This is a genomic window from Pseudaestuariivita rosea (assembly GCF_017592335.1).
Taxonomy (GTDB): domain Bacteria; phylum Pseudomonadota; class Alphaproteobacteria; order Rhodobacterales; family Rhodobacteraceae; genus Parasulfitobacter; species Parasulfitobacter rosea.
In genome coordinates, this window is record NZ_JACNMP010000001.1 from 171,156 (window position 1) to 189,083 (window position 17,928).

Here is a 17,928-nt window from a genome sequence, read left to right on the forward strand (position 1 = left end):
TCCAATCAAATCCGCAATGTGGTTGAGTCTTAAGTCGGGCTTAGTGCGTTAGCCAGACCGGCATTGTTGTTAAGTCCGCGTTTGTATTCGAAAACACGCCAGTTCATTTCGCTTTTTTTGTAGTCTGCATCGAACTGTCTAAACAAATCTGATTTTAGGCAAGAAGCGGAAAGCAATCCGACATCATATTTGCTGCCATTGCGGTACATGAATGTAGTTAAAGCCCCTGGACCAGAAAGCCAAAATATTCCGCTTTCGGCTTGGTCGCGGATATTGCGTAAAACTTCATCAAGAAAATCTTCGATCATTCGAGCGCCAGCTGGTGCTGCGATAAATCCGTTTGTCACGACGCAGTTTGGAACATTGCTCATTGAGGAGGCCCAAACCTTGTTTCCGGCGTGCTGTAGAAATTTGCTTAACAGAGAGCCGGGCCGACTATCGGCGTCGCAGTAAAGACCGCCGCATTTGGCGAGACGACAAAGCCGAAAAACATCAGATTTAAGCGCTGGATGCCAAAGAGCAGAATACATATCAGCTACATCCTGTCCAAACTTTTCTAGAATGAAATCATGGGCAGAGGCATCATCGTAGTCGACGTAGTTTTGGGCCTTGCTCGTCCATAATTTCTGGGCTTGCTGTATTTCTAACGGCGGATCTTTATCCCAAAACTGGAACAAATCCTGCAGCTTTTCACCTTGTTCAGGAAATGCGCTGCGGTGCCGCAGGAAAACCGTCCAGCCCATGGCCTCGAAACGCGTCATTGGATGGGCAGTTGAGTCGCGAACTATCTTGCGCAGCTCTTTGCAAGAACTAGAGTTTATCAAGTCATTCAGAATAGCGGTCAAAAGTCTGGGTTGGCCGCCCAAAGTGTGACGTGCGAGCGGAAGGGCGCTTTCAATCTGGTGTTTAGATTGTTTCTCCAGCAGCCTGTCCAATAATTGAAACGGTACACCCGCGATATCGAAGCCTTTTCTGGATAACCTATCAAGATAGCGGTCAAGTTTGGAGTATTCTTGCTTTGCGGCAAGATTTTCGATGCGTCCGCGATGGTAGAAGCGTGGCCGATTTCCCAATTGATAGGCCCTTTTTGCATGACCAAATATCCGCAAAACAGTACTTACAAGCACTTTTGGCGACGTTAAGGTCTAGTCTAAGATTTAATTTCTACTCCGCCTATTCCTCCAGCTCGACCAACAGATCTTTTGCGTCGATTTGGCCACCTGGGGTAACATGAACAGCTTTGACGGTGGCTGCGCGGTCGGCGTGGATACCGGTTTCCATTTTCATGGCTTCGATGGTCAGCAGCAGGTCGCCCTTTTTCACCTTGACACCCGCTTGGACGGCAACACTGGCCACGACGCCGGGCATGGGGGCACCTATGTGATCGGGGTTGTCGATATCGGCCTTGGGGCGGGTGGCAGTTTGGGATTTGACCATCCGGTTGGGCACACGGATGTTGCGGGGCTGGCCGTTGAGTTCGAAAAAGACTTTTACGTCGCCTTCCTCGTTCGTTTCGCCAATGGCCTGCAGGCGGATTTCAAGCGTTTTGCCGGGGTCGATTTCGACCGAGATTTCATCGCCCGGGTGCATCCCGTAGAAGAAGTTTTTGGTCGGCAGGGTGCGCACGGGACCATAGGTGCGGTGGCGGCCCATGTAATCCATAAAGACCTTGGGATACATCAGATAGCCGTTCAGGTCTTCGTCGTCGATGTCTTTGCCGTCCAGTTCGGCGCTGACCTCGGCGCGGACCTTTTCCAGATCGACGGGGGGCAGGGACTTGCCGGGGCGGTCTGTGTTGGGTTTTTCGCTTTTTAGCACTTTTTTCAGAATGCCGTCGGGCCAGCCACCGGGGGGTTGACCGAGGTTGCCGCGCAGCATGTCGATGACGCTGTCAGGGAAGGCCACATCGGTTTTGGGGTCTTCGACCTGGGCGCGGGTCAGGTTTTGGCTGACCATCATCAGGGCCATGTCACCGACCACCTTGGACGACGGCGTGACCTTGACGATATCGCCGAACATCTGGTTGACGTCGGCATAGGTCTGGGCGACCTCGTGCCAGCGTTCCTCCAGCCCCAGACTGCGCGCTTGGGCTTTGAGGTTGGTGAACTGGCCGCCGGGCATTTCGTGCAGATAGACCTCGGATGCGGGGGCTTGCTGGCCGGTTTCGAACGCCGCATAATGGCCGCGGACAGTTTCCCAATAATTGCTGATTTCACGAATGGCGGCGATGTCCAGACCGGTGTCGCGGTCGGTGCGGGCCAGGGCTTCGACGATCGACCCGAGCGTGGGCTGAGAGGTATTACCCGACAGCGCGTCCATCGCCGCATCAGCAGCATCCACGCCAGCTTCAGCCGCGGCCAGAATGGTGGCGCCCGCGATACCTGAGGTGTCATGGGTGTGGAAGTGGATGGGCAGGCCGATCTCATCCTTCAGAGCTTTGATCAGAACCCTCGCGGCGGCGGGTTTCAAAAGACCCGCCATGTCTTTCAGGCCCAGGATATGGGCCCCGGCGGCCTTCAGATCCTTGCCCATGGCGACGTAGTATTTCAGGTCGTATTTCGCGCGGTCAGGGTTCAGGATGTCGCCGGTATAGCAGATGGTGCCTTCGCAGACCTTATCGGCTGCGATCACCGCATCCATGGCGACGCGCATGTTTTCGACCCAGTTCAGGCTGTCGAACACGCGGAAGACATCGACGCCGGTTGCGGCGGCCTGTTTGACGAAAGCTTGCACGACGTTGTCAGGGTAGTTGGTATAGCCGACGCCATTGGACGCGCGCAGCAGCATCTGGGTCATCACATTCGGCATGGCCGCGCGCAGGTCACGCAGGCGCTGCCAGGGGCATTCCTGCAAGAAACGATAGGCCACGTCGAACGTCGCCCCGCCCCAGCATTCAACGCTGAACAGTTGCGGCAGATTGGCGGCATAGGTCGGTGCGACGCGGATCATGTCGATGGACCGCATGCGGGTGGCCAGCAGCGACTGGTGCCCGTCGCGCATGGTGGTGTCGGTGATCAGCAGCTGTTTTTGCGCAGCCATCCAGTCGGCCACAGCCTGAGGGCCTTTTTCGTCCAGCAACGTACGGGTGCCGGGGGGCGGTGTTTCAACGCGCAGCGCAGGGGGCTTGGGGTCTTTGACATCGGCGGCGGGCTTGGGGCGGCCGTCGGTTTCGGGGTGACCGTTCACCGTGATGTCGGCCAGATAGGTCAGGATCTTGGTCGCCCGGTCGCGGCGTTTCTTGAAATCAAACAGCTCGGGCGTCTGATCGATGAATTTGGTATGGTATTCGTTGTTCAGGAAGGTAGGGTGTTTCAGCAGATTTTCGACGAAAGCGATGTTGGTCGACACACCCCGGATGCGGAATTCACGCAGGGCGCGGTCCATACGGGCGATTGCGGCTTCGGGCGTGGGGGCCCAGGCGGTGACCTTTTCTAAAAGGCTGTCGTAATAGCGTGTGATCACGGCGCCCGAGTACGCCGTACCGCCGTCCAGCCTGATGCCCATACCGGTTGCACCCCGATAGGCGGTGATGCGGCCGTAATCGGGAATGAAGTTGTTCTGCGGATCCTCGGTCGTGATCCGGCACTGGATCGCGTGGCCGTCGAGTTTCACGTCATACTGGCTGGATGTGCCTGTCGCGTATTCCAGACTGCGCCCTTCGGCGATCAGGATCTGGGCGCGGACGATGTCGATGCCGGTGACCTCTTCCGTGACCGTGTGTTCGACCTGAACGCGCGGATTGACTTCGATAAAGTAAAACTCGCCACTGGCCATATCCATCAGGAATTCGACGGTGCCTGCGCATTCGTAGTTCACATGCTGGCAGATTTTCTTGCCCAGACTGCACAGCTGTTCGCGCTGCGTGCCGGACAGATAGGGGGCGGGGGCGCGTTCAACGACCTTCTGATTGCGACGCTGGACGGAACAATCGCGTTCATAAAGGTGATAGATGTTGCCCTGCTTGTCGCCCAGGATCTGAACCTCGACATGGCGGGCCTTTTCGATCATCTTTTCCAGATAGCCTTCGCCGTTGCCAAAGGCGGCTTCGGCTTCGCGACGGCCTTCCAGAACTTTTTCTTCCAGCTCATCTTCGGACAGGATCGGCCGCATCCCGCGCCCACCGCCGCCCCAGGACGCTTTCAGCATTAAGGGATAGCCGACTTCAGCCGCTTCTTTCTTAATTGCCTTCATGTCATCACCCAGCACTTCGGTCGCAGGAATGACCGGAACGCCAGCTTCAATGGCGACTTTGCGTGCGCTGGCCTTGTCGCCCAGGGCGCGCATGGTTTCGGCTTTGGGTCCGATGAAGGTGATGCCATTCGCGGCGCAAGCGTCAACGAAATCGGGGTTTTCGGACAGCAGGCCATAGCCCGGATGGATCGCATCGGCGCCGCAGGCCTTGGCCACGCGGATCATTTCATCGATGCTTAGATAAGCCGCGACTGGCCCCAGACCTTCGCCAATCCGGTAAGCCTCATCCGCTTTGAAGCGGTGCAGGCACAGTTTGTCTTCCTCGGCATAGACGGCAACGGTGCGTTTTCCCAGTTCATTGGCCGCGCGCATGACGCGGATGGCGATCTCACCCCGGTTGGCGATGAGGATCTTGTTGAACTCTGGCATGGCAGCGCTCCTTACCTAACGTCTGCCCCTTCGTGTAAAGACTTTGTAAAGGCCCGGCAACGCGTAGTTTTGGGTAGAAATTCCCTTATCGCGCGAATGGCTTAGCACTATATACACCCTCTGGAAGATCAAGCGCAGCCGCCAGATCGCGGATTTGTGCCATAGACAGCGTGATGCGCGATACCTGATCGGTGCGGGCATCATATTGTTCAACGGTCACGCAATCTTCGAAGGCATTGACGGTGACATCTTCCTGCAAAGGCGCTGGGCCATCATCCACCAGTGTGACAACAGTGGCATCAAAATCATGTTCGATTGTAAACATAGCTATCAGCCTAGCCGCCCAATTCTCGAATGCAACAGCGAAGTCCGTTGTGAAGATGTCGCGCATTTTCACGTAGTTTTCCTAAAAATCTGGAGCGGCGAGCGAATCCTGCTAAACTGTATGCCGGACGAAGATACGAGGTTTGCTATGCGTTGGGTTTTATTGCCATTTGCTTTGCTGATTGCAGGCTGTGTCGAAACATCGAATTCGCCACCGCCGCCCACCAGCACAACACCGCCGCCGCCCAAGATCAGTGCTGAACAGGCACAACGCAATTTCACGGCTGTTGTGCGCCGGGTTGAGCCGGTCGCCGAACGGGAATGCCGTGCACGGACCCAGGGTATGAATTGTGATTTCCGGATTGCCGTGGACAACCGTCGCAACCAACAGCCAAATGCGTTTCAAACGCTTGAGCGTAATGGCCGTCCGTTGATCGTGTTTACGATTACATTGATTGAGGACACCCGGAACGAAGACGAACTGGCCTTTGTTCTGGCACATGAAGCCGCCCATCACATTCAAAATCATCTGGGCCGTCAGCGGAACAATGCGATGGCGGGTGCCCTGATTTTGGGCGGGATCGCTTCTGTGACGGGGGCCGGTGACGTTGGTATCGACACGGCGCAAAGGGTTGGCGCCACAGTCGGGGCGCGCAGTTATTCGAAAGAGTTCGAGCTGGAAGCAGATTCGCTTGGAACGATCATCGCGCACAGGGCTGGATACAATCCGGTGCGTGGGGCCGAATTTTTCAACCGCATTCCAGATCCCGGAGACCGGTTTTTGGGCACTCACCCACCCAACCCGGAACGTATAAGGACTGTTCGCCGTACGGCAGCACAACTTTAAGCGCGATCCGTTCCTTGACCTGCATCAAGGAACGGATTTTTTATTCATGATTTTCTGCACCTGCAAAAGCGCAGGAGCATGTGCCATGACAAAACCCCTTGGTGATCCGGTTACACATTATTGGCTGGCCAAACGAATGGCCCAGACCGTCGGGGTTGATCTGGTTGCAGCGACCGAGGCCGGAATGTTCAGTCAGGAACAGTGGGCCGAAACAGTAAACCGGTGCCGCGGTTGCGAATGGACGGAAGGGTGCCAGAAATGGCTGCCGGAACATGAAGACGGCGTTGATCACGCGCCAAGTACATGTGTGAACGTCGATCTTTTTTCGCGGCTTAAAGGCCAGTAGACGGTCAGGTCAATCGGCCCCAAAGATCGTATTCTGAGGCTTCGTCGACGTTAACAGTGACCATGTCACCCGGTTTCAGGTGGGCAAAACCTTCGTCGATGAACAGATTGCCATCAATTTCGGGCGCGTCGGCCTTGGTGCGGCATGTGGCGGCGTCTTCGTCGACCTCGTCCACCAGAACGTCGATGGTCTGACCAACCTTGGCGGCCAGTTTCGCGGCTGAGATCGACTGCGCCTTTTCCATAAAACGATCCCATCGGTCCTGCTTGACGTCTCCGGGAACGTGATCGGGCAGGTCATTTGATCGCGCACCATCGACGTTTTCGTATTTGAAACACCCCACCCGATCCAGCTGGGCTTCGTTCATCCAGTCCAGCAGGGTCTGGAACTCGGCCTCAGTCTCACCCGGATAGCCCACGATGAAGGTGCTGCGCAGGGTGATGTCAGGGCAGATCGCGCGCCAGGCGGCAATTTCGTCCAGTGTGCGGGCGGCGGCAGCGGGGCGGGCCATGCGGCGCAGGACATCCGGGTGGGCGTGCTGAAACGGGATGTCGAGGTAGGGCAGGATCAGACCGTCGGCCATCAGCGGGATCAGATCGCGCACATGTGGATAGGGATAGACGTAATGCAGCCGAACCCAGGCGCCCAGTTTCCCCAGTTCACACGACAGATCGGTGATGTGGCTGCGGACTTCGCCATCTTTCCAGGGGTTCAGATCATATTTGCGGTCCAGACCATAGGCGCTGGTGTCCTGGCTGATCACCAACAGCTCTTTCACACCGGCCTCGACCAGCTTCTCGGCCTCTCGCAAAATGGCGTGGGCGGGGCGCGATGCCAGCTTGCCCCGCATGCTGGGGATGATGCAGAATTTGCACTTGTGATTGCAGCCCTCGGAGATCTTCAGATAGCTGTAATGGCGCGGTGTCAGGCTGACGCCGGTCGCGGGCAGCAGATCGACAAAGGGGTCGGGCGCGGGCGGCACGGCGGCATGGACAGCATCCAGCACCTGTTCGTACTGATGTGGACCTGTCACCGCCAGAACCCGCGGGTGCGCACCGGTGATATAGTCCGGTTCAGCCCCCAGACAGCCGGTGACGATGACACGCCCGTTTTCGGCCAAAGCCTCGCCAATCGCATCCAGACTTTCGGCTTTGGCGCTATCCAGAAAGCCGCAAGTGTTCACGATGACGGCATCTGCGCCCGCGTAATCGGGACTGATCGCATACCCTTCGGCGCGTAGACGCGTCAGAATGCGTTCGCTGTCGACCAGCGCTTTCGGACAGCCAAGCGACACCATCCCCAACGTGGGTTGGCCCGGGCGCGATTGATCTGAAATACGCGGGGCCGGTGCCATATCGGGTCGAAGATCGGGTGGATTGACTGACATGGGCGCCCTATAGCGCGGGGGCCCCCTGCTGCAAAGTCGTTAAGATTAAAATCTTTTGGTTTTCATTTTAGAATCGCGGTCTATAGTAACGGACTTGGTTGTTCGTTACTTTTTTGCCAGTCTGTGTGAAATATAATTAAAGCAAAGTGTATGATGCCAGATCGTGCAGTGACCAGTGATATCAAACCCCAGATCATCGATCAGATCTATGATGTTGCGGTTGATCCTGCACGGCTTGAAATCCTTCTGGACAGCTGGGAAGATTTTATCGCGCCGTATCGTAATGACGATATGGCACCGGTTCCGTTTGACGACACATCCGTCGCGCTACATTTCAAACGCGCCGAGATTTTTCTGGACCGGCTAGAGGACGCGGGCAGCAATCCGCATGATGTTGTGCTGTCGCAGTTCGACAAGGTTGCTGCGTTTACCATTGATGCAACGCTGAAGGTCGTCGCGCTGAATGATGCCGCGGCCTATTCGCTGGAACTGATGCCCGGCGGCGCACTGTCGACGCTGCCGCTTTATGCCGACGATATCCAGCTGCTGGAAAATGAGCTGCGCAAAACCTTCCGCAGCGAACAGACCGATACGCGGATGTTTCGTTTTCGGTCAACGGCTCGGGACCGGTTCATTGTCTTTCAGCTAAAGGCCTATCTGTCCGACCCCGATCAGCCCTTCGTGGCGATCATTACGTCCGAGGTCGGCTGGCCTAACGGGTTTTCCGACACGCTGAAAGCCGCATTCGGGCTGTCGACGGCCGAGGCTGAAGTGCTGCGTGCGATCGTGGAATGCAAAAGCCTGCGTCAGATTGCCGAGGAACGCGGGCGATCCACCGAAACCATTCGCGCGCAGGTGCGATCCATTCTGTCCAAGACGGAAACCCATTCGCAGGCGGAACTTGTTCGCGTGGCTTTAACGTTAATGGACGTCGTCACAGCCTCGGGCGGGGCGGGTCCGGTGACCACCGGGGCCGAGGAAAGCCAGACCAGCATGCCGCCTGTTCCCGTTCACATGATGGTGCGCGAAGACGGGCGCAAGCTGACGTATCTTATTCTGGGCCATCCCACAGGCCGGCCCGTTCTTTATCTGCCCTCTGATGTTGCGCTGACCCGCTGGCCCCGCCAGGCCGAGGCTGAATTGAACCGCCGCCGGATCAAGGTGATCGTGCCCATTCGCGGCGGCTTTGGGCAGTCTGACCCCTATCAGACGGGCCGCAATGCGCTGATCAACAGCATTGTCGATGATTGTCTGGCGTTGCTGGATCAGGAAAAGGTCAAATCCTGCCCGGTTATCGCGATGCTGGACGATTCCCTTTATGCGTTTGAACTTGCAGCCCGCGCCCCAGATCGGATTACCGGTATTCTATCGGCCGGGGGCATGTTGCCCCTGACGAAGTCCGAGCAGTTCGCGCGGATGCACAAATGGCACCGTTTTATTATGGGTAACGCAAAATATGCGCCGCATCTGCTGCCTTTCATGGCCAAGGCGATTTTCTATATGGCCAAGCGGATCGGCAAGCGCAGTCTGATGAAGGCGCTTTATGGCAATTGCCCAGGTGACATCGATACCTATGAGCGGCCCGAGGTGTTCGAGGCCCTGATCGAGGGCACCAAGTTTGCCGCGTCCGAAGGTATTTCAGCACATGACGCCTTTGCCGCCGAAGCGATTGTGCGCGCGTCACATGATTGGAGCGATTCGCTGACACGAATCGCAGGAACGATTCCCGTTCAATTCATGAATGGCCTGCAAAGCCCGATGTTTCCCAAGGAAACAGTTCGGGAATTTCAGGTTGATTATCCATGGATTGACTTCAAACTTTATGATGACGTCGGGGATCTTGTCTTTTTCCGCCATTGGGACGACGTTCTGAAACTGTTAGAAAAAAGGTTCCTTTAGGTCAATCTGGCGCATTTTACCCCAAATGGGGTATGACAAAAACTTCCGTGATTTGTACTTTGACGGAACATTAACAACGTACTGCGGGGATGCTGGAACAAAATCGTACGCGTTGTAATGAACATTTTGGGGCAGCAGTGGGTATGGTTTTGGCTGCCTTGGTACGTCAGTGTATCTGACAGTATTTGGGACGTATCAATCTTGGGTTGATACGTCCTTTATTTTTCTGACAGCACTGAAATGGTTTTCAGATTGGCATCTTACTGCTTTTGCAGTTTTACACACATCACACCCGGTTCGGTGGCATCGGTACGTGAATTTGCCTCAAAAACACTTGCATAGACATCGTGATCGTCGCGGATGCGATAAATCGCCTTGAACAGCACATCACAGCCTTCGAATGCCTCAAGAATACTTTCGTCGATCATATTGGGTTCGGTGATGGTCGGTTTATGATCGACCTCGACAATCAGCAGGATGATACCACCCGACTTGGCCAATCGAACGGCCTCGGCAATCGCGGCATCGACATTTTCCACGTGATCAAGCGAATTGAACAGCGAAACGACATCAAAATATCCGTCGTCGAAGGGTATATCCTCGGCGGTGGCTTCGACATATGTCATCGCCTGCTGACCGCGGTTCAGTTTCAGATATTCTTCCGCCAAAGGGTCAACGCCCACGCGTTCAGCGGCTATATCGGCCCATTCCAAGGTGCCGACCGGGCCACAGCCGATATCGACAATGCGTTTGCCCGCATAGAATTCGGTCGTTAGATCGAAGACGCGCGTGAAAGCGATTTCCAAGTGTTTGTTATAGAAATCGCCGCCGGCCCCACGCAGTGTTTTCTTCCAAAACAGCAGCTCAACCAGCCGTTTGTAGTGGACCTGAACCCGTTCCGGCGCATATTGCAGCACACCGCCAATGACGTATTTCAGCGGATCAATCAGTCGTCGGGATAAGCTTGCCATGGCAACCCCCTTCGTAACAGGTGATCTATCAACGCTACGATCAAACGTGACTGTTATGTAAATATCAACCCGCATTGGTTGTATTGGCGCGAATGCGCTGAGTATCTAAAATTGTGCCTGATTAAATGGCGATCTTACTTTGGGAACTATTCCAAAAAGTCGAGGTGCCGAAACGGAAAAGCAATCACTTGCCCATGGCTAGGGCCCCGCTTTCCATAGGTGCGCCCCATTTTCGGGTCATGTGATCGATGATCTGATCCCGTGCTTCGCGATATTTTTCAAGCTTTGCCGCGCGCGTTTCGCCCAAGCCCGTTGGGTCCAGTATTGGCCAATACTCGACATCCAGATGGGAATAGCGTGTCAGTTCCAACGCTCTGCGCTGACTGGCCGGTGACAAAGCCACGATTAGGTCAAAGGACCCCAGATCATCGCCCCATTCCTCCATCTCGTCAAAAGATCGGGTGCGGTGACGCGACAGTTCGACATCCATTTCCTTGCAAACGGCGATGGAAAAGCCGTCGATCTCCATCTCGCCCTTGACGCCCGCGGATTGCACATAGCTGCGCTGACCATAGAACTTCTTCATCAGACCTTCGGCCATGGGCGACCGGACGGCGTTGTGATCGCAGCAGAAAAGGACTGAATGGGGAAGCTCTGCCGTCACGCCCTAGCCCCCGAAATGCAATACGCAAATCAGCGTAAAAAGTCGCCGCGCCGTGTCTGTATCGACCTCGGCCTTGCCGTCCAGACGTTCTTGCAAGATCCTGGCGCCTTCGTTGTGAATGCCCCGGCGCGCCATATCAATTGTTTCGATCTGGCTGGGCGGCAATGTTCTGACGGCCTCAAAATAGCTTTCACAGATCTGGAAATAATCTTTGACCACCTGCCGAAACGGTCCAAGCGATAGATGAAATTCACCGGCCAGCTTCTGATTTTCGGTTCTGACGCTGAAGACCAATCGCTTATCCTGAATAGACAGAGTCAGATGATAGGGGCCGTCGGGAACGACCCGGTCATCGCGTCGGGGCAGAGCAAAAGAATTCTCTTCCAGCAAGTCAAAGATCGCGACTTTGCGTTCCTGATCGATTTCAGGGGTGGGTGGCGGCAGATTGCGATCATCCAGTTCGATATGGGCTATATGTGTCATATCACTAACCTTCATTCAGATAATCAAGGCGCGCGCGGACAGATAGGCCGTGCGCCTCAAGACTTTCTGATTTTGCCAGAGTTTCGGCTGCAGGACCTATGGCGCGAAGTGCCTCAGGTGTCATTTTGGCAAGAGTTGTCCGTTTCAGGAAATCCATAACGCTTAAACCGCTGGAAAAACGGGCAGAACGCGCGGTGGGCAACACGTGATTTGGCCCGCCGATATAGTCGCCGATGGCCTCGGGCGTCCATTTGCCTAGAAAAATGGCACCTGCGTGGGTGATTTTTGCGGCCAACGCGTCCGGATCATCGACGCAAAGTTCAAGGTGCTCGGGCGCGATGCGGTTTGACAACCGGGCCGCCTGATCCAGATCGCGCACCGTGATCACTGCGCCGTAATCGCGCCAGCTTGGTCCAGCAATCGCACTGCGTTCCAGCGTTTCTAGTTGCTTTTCAACGGCTTCTGCGACCGCATGCCCAAAGGCCGCGTCATCGGTGATCAGGATCGATTGCGCGTTTTCATCGTGTTCGGCCTGGCTAAGCAGATCGACGGCGATCCACGCCGGGTCATTGTGGCGGTCGGCGATCACCAAAATCTCGGACGGTCCGGCGATCATATCGATGCCGACCTTACCAAAGACCCGTCGTTTGGCTGCCGCAACAAAGGCGTTTCCGGGGCCGGTGATTTTGTCGACCGGTCTGATCGTCTCGGTGCCATAGGCCATGGCCGCCACCGCCTGCGCGCCGCCGATCCGATAGATGGTGTCTACACCCGACAATTGGGCCGCCAGCAAAACCAATGGGTTAACGACGCCGTCGGGCGTGGGAACGCAGATAACCAGCCGTTCAACACCCGCGACCTGGGCCGGGATGGCGTTCATCAGAACCGAGGATGGATAGCTGGCCAGCCCACCCGGCACATAAAGGCCAGCTGCTGAAACGGGCGTCCAACGCCAACCCAGCGTGGCCCCATCCGGGTCGGTCCACATCTGATCATCGGGCATCTGACGCACGTGATAGGCCCGAATGCGCTCGGCCGCCAATTCCAGCGCCGCGCGGTCCTGATCATTAACCTTGTCACATTGGGCTGCGATCTCATCTGCCGAAAAGGCCAGCGTTTCGGCCGTCAGGTCCAGCCGGTCGAACTTTGACGTCAGCGCGATCACCGCCGCATCGCCGCGTTCGCGCACATCGGCGATAATCTTGGCCACAGTCGCATCAACGTCGGGGCTGTCTTCGCGTTTTGCGTTCAGCAAGGCGTTGAAACGGCTTTCAAAATCACTGTCGCTGGTATTCAGAAATTGCGGCATGGTCTTCCTTCCTGACACAGGACATAGCCGTGACGGTGTCAGGTCTCAAGCATAACGCGTCGTCGGGCGTCTTGGGCTAAGGTTAATCAAGCAGGCGGATATAGTGCAGATCATCTTCAAAGATGCTATTGCGATAGACCGCGCGGGCCAATCGGCCCTGTTGGGTGAAGCCCTGCTTTTCATAGAACCGCACCGCGCGGGCGTTATCGGCGGCCACATATAACTCAAGCTGCAGTATGCCGAGGGTCTTGGCGTGATCGACGGCGTAGGTCATCAAGGTCTGGGCCAACCCGCTACCTTGATATGCGGGTCGGACGTAAAGCGCATGTATCCAGGCGCGGTGGTGGAAGCTGTCGCCCTGCATCCGGTCGATCGACAAAGCGCCCGCTAAGACATCGCCGTCAAATGCGCCGTGCAGTGCGTCGCTGTTCAGCTTTGCCAGTACATCCTGATCCGACCGCGCCTGTTCCTGTTCAAGCGTTGTCAGAAATGCGTCGGGACGTTCGCGTAAGGCTTCGATCCTGAACGCACGCCAGGCTGCCAGATCGTCGGCGGTCAGGACGCGCGGGGTCATTCCGGGTGTTCGGGTTTGTGGCCCGACGGCGCCACATAGGGTCGTGTCACGTCGCGCAGGTTGACCTCAAGCGCTTCGACATCCAGCGCGATGGCACCGTCGCCTGCAAGAGTGATCAGAACGCGGCCTGTGCCATCGTTACCCGGTTCAAAATCAATCGACAGGCACGACAGTACGATATCTTTGTCAGACCGATCGATGCCCTGGCTGGACACTTTCTGCACGTCTTCAATGGTCAGCACCGACTGCACACGTTCATAGCTGCGCTTGCGGCGTTCAGCGGCGGTTTCATCTTCCCACCGAAAACGGTTCAGCAGGATGGCAAAGCGGCGCTGTTTCGGCTGCCAGGTCATTTCGGCTATCGGGAATATCGCGTCCTGCACCAGCGCCGAGATCACCCGAAGGTCATCGGTGTCAAAGGCGACCAACCTTAGCGGGGCCTCACGACCGTCTTCGAATGATGCGTCCTGCGTCACGCTGCCTGAATCCGTTCGATTTTCGCACCACAGGCGCCCAGTTTTTCTTCGACCCGTTCATAGCCGCGATCCAGATGGTAGACCCGATTGACCACGGTTTCACCTTCGGCGGCCAGACCGGCCAGGATCAGAGACACGCTGGCCCGCAGATCGGTGGCCATAACCGGCGCACCCTTTAGCCGTTCGACGCCAGTGACGGTTGCCGTGCCGCCATGAACATCGATCTGCGCGCCCATGCGCATCAGTTCCGGCGCGTGCATGAAGCGGTTTTCAAAGATTTTCTCTTCCAGAACGCTGGTGCCATCAGCGGTGCAAAGCAGCGCCATCATTTGGGCCTGCAGGTCGGTCGGGAAGCCGGGGAAGGGTTCGGTGGCCACATCAACCGCATTCACACGGCCGTTCTTGCGGGTGATCTTTAGCCCCGCATCGGTTTCTTCGACGCTGATACCTGCGGCATCGAGCTTTTCGCAGAAAGCACCGATCAGGTCGATGCGGCCGCCCAGCAATTCAACCGTGCCCCCCGTGATGGCCGGGGCCAGCATATAGGTGCCCAATTCGATCCGGTCGATGACAACCGGATGGGTCGCGCCGTGCAGACGGTCAACGCCCTGAATGGTCAGGGTTGACGTGCCTTCACCTTCGATCTGCGCACCCATCTTGCGCAGGCAGTGTGCCAGATCAACGATTTCCGGTTCACGTGCTGCGTTTTTGATAACGGTCGTGCCTTTGGCCAGGGTTGCCGCCATCAGTGCGTTTTCGGTGGCCCCGACTGACACAAAGGGAAATTCGACCGTGCCGCCCTTTAGCCCGCCCTTGGCGGTGGCATGCACGTAGCCGTCCTTCAGCTCAAGCTCGGCCCCCATGGCCTCAAGCGCTTTCAGGTGCAGATCAACGGGGCGCGCGCCGATGGCGCAGCCGCCGGGCAGAGACACCACCGCGTGCCCGTCCCGCGCCAGCATGGGGCCCAGAACAAGGATCGATGCGCGCATTTTGCGGACGATATCGTAATCGGCCGTATGGTTGTTCAATGCATGGCTGGACATCGCAATGACCTGACCATCCTGCATGGTCGTGACTTCGGCGCCAAGGGATTGCAGCAGGGTCGTCATCGTTTTGATGTCCGACAGACGCGGTGCGTTGGTCAGTGTCAAAGGTTCGTCGCTGAGCAAAGTCGCAGGCATCAAGGTCAGGCAGGCGTTTTTCGCCCCTGCAATTGGAATTTGCCCGTGCAGCTTGGCGCCGCCTGTCACCACGATTGAGTCCATGCCCCTAGTCCTTGTTTTTCTGGTCCGCCTCGGAACGCTTGCGCGCCTGTTGTTTTCGTTTTTGCAGATTTGCCTTTAACGCCGCTTTCAAACGGGTTTCGCGCGTTTGATCCTTTGACCTTTTATCAGCTTTATCATTCATGCGATGGCTTTATCGCAATGGATGAAAAGCGTCCAGCCGCACGCGGCGTTGCGGGCTGTGGTTGTGGCGAAAATAATCCAGCGGAGCGCGCTGACGCGCGCGTTTCTTCTGGCACTTCGTGCGATGTGGGGCGCTGCCCCACGCCCCGGAGTGTATAAACCAAGAAGAAGCTATGACAGGCGTGAGATAACGCAGGTGACTTCGACCTTTTTGCCGATCTCGGTTTGGGTGACCTGGCGTGTGAGTTTTTTCAGTTCGTCTTCCAGTGCGTCGTCGTCCATCAGCGTCTTGTCGGAGGCGCGCATCAGGAACTGGCCCAGGTCGTGTTCCAGCACCTCAACCAGTGGCGCGTTTGATGTGCCGGTTTCGGCAAGCCCGCGCAGTTCGCACCAGGGTTCGCCCAAGGGTTCGCCGTCTTCGTCCACGATCACCGTGACAATGACGTGGCCGTTCAGCGCCATGCGGATGCGGTCGCGGACGATGCCGTCAAACGCGCCGATCTGGACCGCACCATCCAGGTAAGTGCGGCCGCTTTCGATGTATTCCGCCACACTGGGGGCGTTGCCGGACAGGTCAATCATCATGCCGTTCACGGCGACGATGCCTTGAAACCCGTTGGTCTGCCCCAGCTTGACGTGTTCGCGCAGGTGGCGGTGTTCGCCGTGCATGGGCACCACGATCTGCGGGTTCACCAGCTGATGCATCTGTTCTAGATCCGGACGGTTGGCGTGGCCCGAGACGTGGTAAAGGCCGCTGCTGTCGTCGACGACATCGACGCCCTGTTCGCTGAGCTGGTTGATGATGCGGATCACATCGCGTTCGTTGCCGGGGATGGTTTTTGAGGAAAAGAGGAACAGATCGCCTTCGGACAGGCTGAGCCCCATGTACTTGCCGTTGGCCAGTTGTGCGGTCGCGGCGCGGCGTTCGCCCTGGCTGCCGGTGACCAGCAGCATCAGGTTGTCGCGCGGGATTTCGCGGGCGTCTTCCGGGCTGACCACCGTGGGGAAATCAGTCAGGATGCCGGTTTCCACCGCCGCTTCGATCATCCGCCGCATCGCGCGGCCCAGAAGGCAGATCGATCGCCCTGTCGCCCGCCCAGCTTCGGCCAGCGTTTTGACCCGTGCGATGTTGCTGGCAAAGGTCGTGGCGATGACCATGCCTTTTTGTCCAGCCACCAGCTTTTTGATTTCAGGCCCAACCGTGCTTTCCGACCGGCCCGCATGACCCGAGAACACATTGGTCGAATCGCACACCAGCGCCCGCACACCCGGCTTGGCCACGCTTTCCCAAAGCGCGCGGTCAAAGGGTTCGCCCACCACCGGGGTTTCATCAAGCTTGAAGTCGCCCGTGTGCACCACGCGGCCAGCAGGTGTGTCGATCACCAAGGCGGAACTTTCAGGCACCGAGTGTGAGATGGGTAAAAAGCCTACGGTAAAAGGTCCCGCCTGCACAGTTTCGGGCCAGGGGCTGGCGGTTTTGACGGCCTCTGCTTCAATGGCGTATTCGTCCAGTTTGCGCCGTGCGATATTCGCTGTGAAAGCGCGCGCGTAAATCAACGGCGCGCCAAGTCGTTCGTAAAGATGACCAACAGCGCCAACGTGGTCTTCGTGCGCATGGGTGATGAACACCGCCTCGATCCGGTCCTTACGTGCCTCAAGCCAACTGACGTCCGCCATGATCAGATCGACGCCCGGCGTGGTGTCCATATTCGGGAAGGTCACGCCCAGATCGACAACGATCAGCCGTTCCGCATCCTTGGGGCCATAGCCGTAGACATAACAATTCATCCCAATTTCCCCCGCGCCACCGAGGGGAAGGTAAATCAGGCGATCACTGCTCATATGCTGTTATTTTCCTTATTATATTTATGAATCACGGTCAGGCCGTGCATCGTCAGGTCATCTTCAAAATGATCAAATAGCGCTTCGGACTGTTGGAACAACGGAGCCAGGCCGCCGGTTGAGATCACTTTCATCGGGCGGTCGCGTTCCGCCTTGATGCGGTTGCAGATTTCGCGGATCAGACCGATGTAGCCCCAGAAGACGCCTGACTGCATACAGGCAACGGTATTGGTGCCGATCACGCGTTGCGGTTTGGTGATATCGACATGGGGCAGGGCTGCGGCGGCCTGATGCAGAGCCTCAAGGCTAAGGTTCACGCCGGGTGCGATGACACCGCCGATATAGGCACCATCTTCAGCCACCACATCAAAGGTCGTCGCAGTGCCGAAATCGACGATCACCAGATCACCGCCGAATAAATCGTAGCCCGCGACGGTGTTGACCAGGCGATCCGGGCCGACCTGCGTGCCCTCATCCACCCGCACATCGACGGGCAGCAGGCATTCGGGCTTGCCCACGACCAGCGGGCGGCAATTGAAGTAACGGTCCGAGAAAACGCGCAGATTGAACACGACCCGCGGGACGGTGGATGAGATAATGACCTCGGTGATGTCTACGTCGATTTGCTGGAATTTCATTAGGGTGGTCAGCCAGACATAGTATTGATCGGCTGTCCGCTGATGTTCGGTCGACGCACGCCACATGGCGATAAAGCGTGTGCCGTCCCAGATGGAAAAGACGGTGTTGGTGTTACCGCAGTCGATGGCCAGAAGCATATTT

Annotated in this window: 16 protein-coding genes; 3 read left to right on the top strand and 13 right to left on the bottom strand. The window is 56.9% G+C overall.

Annotation, left to right across the window (positions count from 1 at the left end; genetic code table 11):
• Window positions 1-29 precede the first annotated feature (29 nt).
• The 3 genes from H7848_RS00820 to H7848_RS00830 form a co-directional block, all read right to left on the bottom strand.
• Window positions 30-1,073, bottom strand: a complete 1,044-nt coding sequence (locus H7848_RS00820; RefSeq protein ID WP_208347225.1) for a glycosyltransferase — start codon at window positions 1,071-1,073, stop codon at window positions 30-32.
• A 100-nt stretch (window positions 1,074-1,173) separates the two neighbouring features.
• Entirely contained in the window at window positions 1,174-4,620 is a 3,447-nt protein-coding gene (locus H7848_RS00825; protein WP_208347226.1) for a pyruvate carboxylase, read from the bottom strand.
• A gap of 85 nt (window positions 4,621-4,705) precedes the next feature.
• Window positions 4,706-4,945 (bottom strand): hypothetical protein, encoded by a 240-nt coding sequence (locus tag H7848_RS00830; protein ID WP_208347227.1) that lies wholly within the window; start codon window positions 4,943-4,945, stop codon window positions 4,706-4,708.
• A 147-nt stretch (window positions 4,946-5,092) separates the two neighbouring features.
• On the opposite strand from H7848_RS00830, the gene H7848_RS00835 reads away from it, so the two are divergent.
• Window positions 5,093-5,791, top strand: coding sequence for a M48 family metallopeptidase (locus H7848_RS00835; protein ID WP_208347228.1), 699 nt, complete (start codon window positions 5,093-5,095; stop codon window positions 5,789-5,791).
• Window positions 5,792-5,876: 85 nt separating this feature from the next.
• Complete coding sequence (locus H7848_RS00840; protein WP_208347230.1) at window positions 5,877-6,137, top strand: DUF6455 family protein; 261 nt, start codon at window positions 5,877-5,879, stop codon at window positions 6,135-6,137.
• Window positions 6,138-6,141: 4 nt separating this feature from the next.
• Here the strand turns inward: H7848_RS00840 and rimO are convergent, their stop codons facing one another.
• Window positions 6,142-7,524 (bottom strand): 30S ribosomal protein S12 methylthiotransferase RimO, encoded by a 1,383-nt coding sequence (gene rimO, locus H7848_RS00845; protein WP_208347232.1) that lies wholly within the window; start codon window positions 7,522-7,524, stop codon window positions 6,142-6,144.
• 153 nt (window positions 7,525-7,677) lie between these two features.
• Here rimO and H7848_RS00850 point away from each other — a divergent pair, with 153 nt between their 5' ends.
• Window positions 7,678-9,423 (top strand): bifunctional helix-turn-helix transcriptional regulator/alpha/beta hydrolase, encoded by a 1,746-nt coding sequence (locus H7848_RS00850; protein ID WP_208347234.1) that lies wholly within the window; start codon window positions 7,678-7,680, stop codon window positions 9,421-9,423.
• Window positions 9,424-9,683: 260 nt separating this feature from the next.
• On the opposite strand, the gene H7848_RS00855 is transcribed toward H7848_RS00850, so the two are convergent.
• The 9 genes from H7848_RS00855 to H7848_RS00895 all read right to left on the bottom strand — a co-directional run bounded on the left by H7848_RS00855 (window position 9,684) and on the right by H7848_RS00895 (window position 17,924).
• Window positions 9,684-10,394 (bottom strand): class I SAM-dependent methyltransferase, encoded by a 711-nt coding sequence (locus H7848_RS00855; protein WP_208347237.1) that lies wholly within the window; start codon window positions 10,392-10,394, stop codon window positions 9,684-9,686.
• Window positions 10,395-10,578: 184 nt separating this feature from the next.
• Window positions 10,579-11,058, bottom strand: coding sequence for an arsenate-mycothiol transferase ArsC (locus H7848_RS00860; RefSeq protein ID WP_208347239.1), 480 nt, complete (start codon window positions 11,056-11,058; stop codon window positions 10,579-10,581).
• Window positions 11,059-11,061: 3 nt separating this feature from the next.
• Window positions 11,062-11,541 carry a UPF0262 family protein gene (locus tag H7848_RS00865; protein WP_208347242.1) on the bottom strand — a complete coding sequence of 160 codons (480 nt, stop codon included), beginning with the start codon at window positions 11,539-11,541 and terminating at the stop codon, window positions 11,062-11,064.
• Between the two features lie 4 nt (window positions 11,542-11,545).
• Window positions 11,546-12,850, bottom strand: coding sequence for a histidinol dehydrogenase (gene hisD / locus H7848_RS00870; RefSeq protein WP_208347243.1), 1,305 nt, complete (start codon window positions 12,848-12,850; stop codon window positions 11,546-11,548).
• Between the two features lie 82 nt (window positions 12,851-12,932).
• Window positions 12,933-13,424, bottom strand: a complete 492-nt coding sequence (locus tag H7848_RS00875) for a GNAT family N-acetyltransferase (RefSeq protein ID WP_208347245.1) — start codon at window positions 13,422-13,424, stop codon at window positions 12,933-12,935.
• Window positions 13,421-13,900, bottom strand: coding sequence for a DUF2948 family protein (locus H7848_RS00880; protein ID WP_208347247.1), 480 nt, complete (start codon window positions 13,898-13,900; stop codon window positions 13,421-13,423). Before H7848_RS00880 ends, H7848_RS00875 begins: the two co-directional genes overlap by 4 nt.
• Window positions 13,897-15,165, bottom strand: a complete 1,269-nt coding sequence (murA, locus tag H7848_RS00885; RefSeq protein ID WP_208347249.1) for a UDP-N-acetylglucosamine 1-carboxyvinyltransferase — start codon at window positions 15,163-15,165, stop codon at window positions 13,897-13,899. The genes H7848_RS00880 and murA overlap by 4 nt, the downstream gene beginning before the upstream one ends.
• Window positions 15,166-15,477: 312 nt before the next feature.
• Entirely contained in the window at window positions 15,478-17,148 is a 1,671-nt protein-coding gene (locus H7848_RS00890) for a ribonuclease J (RefSeq protein ID WP_208347251.1), read from the bottom strand.
• Window positions 17,145-17,924: a type III pantothenate kinase gene (locus H7848_RS00895; protein WP_208347253.1), complete on the bottom strand. Its 780-nt coding sequence runs from the start codon at window positions 17,922-17,924 to the stop codon at window positions 17,145-17,147. Before H7848_RS00895 ends, H7848_RS00890 begins: the two co-directional genes overlap by 4 nt.
• Window positions 17,925-17,928 lie beyond the last annotated feature (4 nt).